General features: G+C 57.9%; 1 protein-coding gene. It reads left to right on the plus strand.

Translation table 11 applies throughout. The annotated features are described in order from the left end of the window. Window positions 1–271 (plus strand): transposase (locus OGV50_RS00445; protein WP_286488216.1); only part of this gene is annotated, 271 nt, incomplete at both ends.

Here is a 271-nt window from a genome sequence, read left to right on the forward strand (position 1 = left end):
GATGCCAAGAGTGGCCTGACCCACAGCCTAGTCACCACCGCGGCCAACGAGCATGACCTCAATCAGCTGGGTAATCTGCTTCATGGAGAGGAGCAATTTGTCTCAGCCGATGCCGGCTACCAAGGAGCGCCACAGCGCGAGGAGCTGGCCGAGGTGGATGTGGACTGGCTGATCGCCGAGCGTCCCGGCAAGGTAAAAACCTTGAAGCAGCATCCGCGCAAGAACAAAACGGCCATCAACATCGAATACATGAAAGCCAGCATCCGTGCCA

The sequence above is a fragment of the Citrobacter sp. CK180 genome (assembly GCF_030333655.1).
Taxonomy (GTDB): Bacteria; Pseudomonadota; Gammaproteobacteria; order Enterobacterales; family Enterobacteriaceae; genus Citrobacter_B; species Citrobacter_B koseri.